Source organism: Nostoc sp. DedVER02, assembly GCF_034530675.2.
GTDB lineage: Bacteria > Cyanobacteriota > Cyanobacteriia > Cyanobacteriales > Nostocaceae > Nostoc.
Map to the genome: position 1 here is coordinate 1 of NZ_JAVRCP020000081.1, position 3,492 is coordinate 3,492.

The 3,492-nt window shown below is 42.0% G+C and carries 4 protein-coding genes; 1 reads left to right on the top strand and 3 read right to left on the bottom strand.

Annotated features, from left to right (window positions below):
- Positions 1-220 precede the first annotated feature (220 nt).
- Both RMZ41_RS31910 and RMZ41_RS31915 read right to left on the bottom strand, forming a co-directional pair.
- The gene (locus RMZ41_RS31910) at positions 221-835 is read right to left on the bottom strand and encodes an N-acetyltransferase family protein (RefSeq protein WP_322640690.1); all 615 of its coding nucleotides are present in this window, start codon (positions 833-835) and stop codon (positions 221-223) included.
- Entirely contained in the window at positions 832-1,278 is a 447-nt protein-coding gene (locus RMZ41_RS31915) for a hypothetical protein (protein ID WP_322640689.1), read from the bottom strand. Before RMZ41_RS31915 ends, RMZ41_RS31910 begins: the two co-directional genes overlap by 4 nt.
- Before the next feature lie 153 nt (positions 1,279-1,431).
- On the opposite strand from RMZ41_RS31915, the gene RMZ41_RS31920 reads away from it, so the two are divergent.
- A complete protein-coding gene (locus RMZ41_RS31920; protein ID WP_322640688.1) occupies positions 1,432-2,334 on the top strand; it encodes an NAD(P)-dependent oxidoreductase in 903 nt (300 codons plus the stop codon).
- A 2-nt stretch (positions 2,335-2,336) separates the two neighbouring features.
- Here RMZ41_RS31920 and RMZ41_RS31925 read toward each other — a convergent pair whose 3' ends face one another.
- Entirely contained in the window at positions 2,337-3,362 is a 1,026-nt protein-coding gene (locus RMZ41_RS31925) for an Mrp/NBP35 family ATP-binding protein (RefSeq protein WP_322640687.1), read from the bottom strand.
- Positions 3,363-3,492: the final 130 nt, after the last annotated feature.

Below are 3,492 nucleotides of genomic sequence, written 5' to 3' on the forward strand. Positions count from 1 at the left end.
ATGATTGCTTCTCTTACTTCTTACGACTTTATCCTTGAAGCCTTATTTAGCGCAGCTTCATAAAGAATTGGTATTAGGATGAAATCCTTAACGCACGATTATCAAGGGTTTGGTGCGTTACACTGTTGCTAACACACCCTACGTATTTTTTTAAGTCTACGATCGCCATAGAGCGATAACAGTTGAGAAGCAGATAAATCGGTAATTTCTGACATAATTTTTAAATTCGCAGCAGCAACAGTCCATTTGTTAAAGCTTCATCCCACACAGGCGATTTCTGTATTTCTGACACAGAAAGAGGTGGATTTATAGATTCGCCATCAGTCAAGAAAGATTGCTCTGATTGGAGAGATAATTGCCAATATCCTACATCGTGCCACCGACTAAATTTATACCCAACTCGACATAGGACACCTACAGTTGCAAACCCAACAGCTTCATGTACAGCCACACTGGGTTGATTGGGTAGAGCGATCGCGGCCACAACGTTATAAAATCCTTGGAGTCGCAGCAATTTAAACAAAGAAGTATATAAGGCTTTAGCAATTCCTTTTCTGCGATAATTTGCACTGACGTACACAGATGATTCCACAGACCATTGATAAGCAGTACGGGTATGGTAGGGTCTAGCATAGGCGTAGCCTACAACTTCTTGATTAATTTCGCAAACGAGCCAAGGCATCTGCTGTTGATAACTCTTAATCCGCTGTTGAAACTCTGTTTGAGTGGGTGGTTCTACTTCAAAGGAAATTGCCGTTTCCCGCACGATTGGCTCATAAATTGCCAGCATTTGTAGAACATCGTTTTCATTGACTAGTCTGATTACTGCTTTCACTGCAATACTTGCTTTTTCCCAAACCAACTAAATAATAAAGCTGTTCCTAGTCCCCAAGCACCGTTAACTAATAAAGCTGTAATCATCGCTGGTAGCTTCCAACCTCCGGCTATGGGTAAACCCTTCAATGGTGCAACTACAAACCAAGCTACCAATGTGGGTGCAACAGCGCCAAAAAGCAGCGCAGTTAACCAATAACTTTTATTTATTTGCCAGCGCAGTGTAATAGTAGCCCAAATTAAACCCCAAATTCCTCCCCAGAAAGCACCTGATAGAAATTGCGGTATACCAAAGGGCGGTGTCGGAGTGGTTTGATAAGGCGCACGAGGTGCAAAGTTAATTGCATGAAGCAATGCCAGCAAGCCTTGGTGAAATACCACCACAGCCACAAATCCAGCAACGAAAGCTAGGACAAATCGAAATACATCTGCTTTTTGAATCATCAGGTAGCTTGCTTCCTTGGAATGATTTGTGATAAGTTGCTATTTAGATAAGTACGATAACTCTATCAACTTACTGTACTTTTTGGATCACTCGATCGCCAAAATCAGCGTATTTAGTTAAAAGCTTCATATCAGATAACAATCAAGCTTTCCATGCAAATCCAAACAGTTGGTATTTTAAGTCCGGGTGACATGGGGCAGGCGATCGCAGCCGTTCTCAATCAAAATGGATTGAAGACCATTGCCGCCCTAGACGATCGCAGTGAACGAACTCGGCAATTAGCAGCCGCAGCTAATATCCAAGATGTGGGTTCCCTGACACAACTGGTAATTGAATCTGATCTGGTGCTATCAGTTTTAGTACCCTCTGCGGCGGCAGAGGTAGCAAAACAAGTAGCAGAGGCGATCAGTAATGTGGGTAAACAGATCCTTTATGTTGATGGTAATGCGATCGCACCCCAAAAGGTAAAACGTATTGCCCAAATTATCGAATCATCTGGGGCAACTTTTGTAGATGCTTCCATCATTGGCCCACCTCCTAGAGTTCCCGGTCGCACGCGCATCTATGCGTCAGGAAAACAGGCCGATGAATTGCAACAATTGCAAAATTATGGATTAGATATCCGAGTGATTGGCGATGAAGTTGGTCAGGCTTCTGGATTGAAAATGTCTTACGCCGCCCTCACCAAAGGACTGACAGCGATTAGTACAGAATTATTGATTGCTGCCCATCGCTTAGGCTTGGATGAGCAACTATGGAACGAAGTATCTAGTAGCCAACCAGAACTTGCTGCTATTCTCACCCGTTCTATTCCATCCATGACACCAAAAGCACATCGTTGGATAGGGGAAATGGAAGAGATTGCCGAAACGTTTCAAGAGTTAGGTTTGACTGAGCGGATTTTTTACGGCGCAGCTGATGTTTACCGCTTGGTGAAAGATACCTCTTTAGGTAAGGAGACACCAGAAGAGTGCGATCGCGATCGCCCCTTGAGAGACATTATTACTACTCTTTCCGACGAAGCAGCACCGAGTCTATTAGACGAAAATGGCTGATTTTAGTCAAGCTGCGTAGACTCATCGTGTAACATAAAAGTACTATTTAATGAAATAGCTATTTGTGTAAAAACCTCCCTTGCTGGTGAAGTGAATTCACTCATTGCGATCGGATTTCCAGTATCACTACCGCTACAAATACGGGGATCAATGGGAATTTGTCCCAACAAAGGCGCTTGTAATTCTGCGGCCAGTTGTTCGCCGCCACCACTACCAAAAATCGGTATGCGTGAACCACAATCACCGCAAATTAAATAACTCATATTTTCAATGATGCCAAGGACAGGAACACCCACTTGGCGAAACATATATATATTACGTCGTACATCTGCAACAGCCACTTGTTGAGGAGTTGTCACTAAAATGACTCCACAAATTGGGCTTTCTTGGATAATTGTAATTTGAGCATCACCTGTACCTGGAGGTAAATCTATCAATAAATAATCTAATTCACCCCATTCCACATCTTGCAAAAATTGCGTGATAATTTTATGTAATACAGGCCCCCGCCATGCCAAAGGACGATTTGCTTCTGCAAGTAAACCCACTGACATTATTTTTATTCCCTGAACTTCTAAAGGTAAAAACTTATCACCTGTGGGAGTATTAATCACTTGAATATCAGCTTGTCCTAAACCCAACATTTGGGGAACATTGGGGCCATAGACATCAGCATCTAATAATCCTACTTTTGCACCTTGTAATTTTAAAGCTGCGGCTATATTAACGGCTGTTGTGGATTTGCCCACACCACCTTTACCACTAGAGATGCCTAGAGTTGTTTTAACACCTGGAATTGTACAAATTTGAATATAAGTTTTTTTACACCAAGATAGAAATGACAATTTAGATTGAATTTCTGCCTGTAATTGGTGCTGATGAGAACCAATATATAAACGTAAGTAAATATAGTCATCAACTATGCGTAAATTTCGTACCATTCCCAAACTAACGATGTCATTTTTTAAGGTAGGTTCGATAACCTGTTTGAGTAATTGGACGACTTCTTGCTGATAGGCTGTAGTCATATCTTCTGAATGTTAAAAGGGTATTCCTGTACCTCACGTTAGCGTAGTCTCTGTCGGGAGCATCCACTTTTGGCAGAAACACTCAAATAGCAAGTAAACCATTCAGATAAGCACAACGAACAGAAAGGAT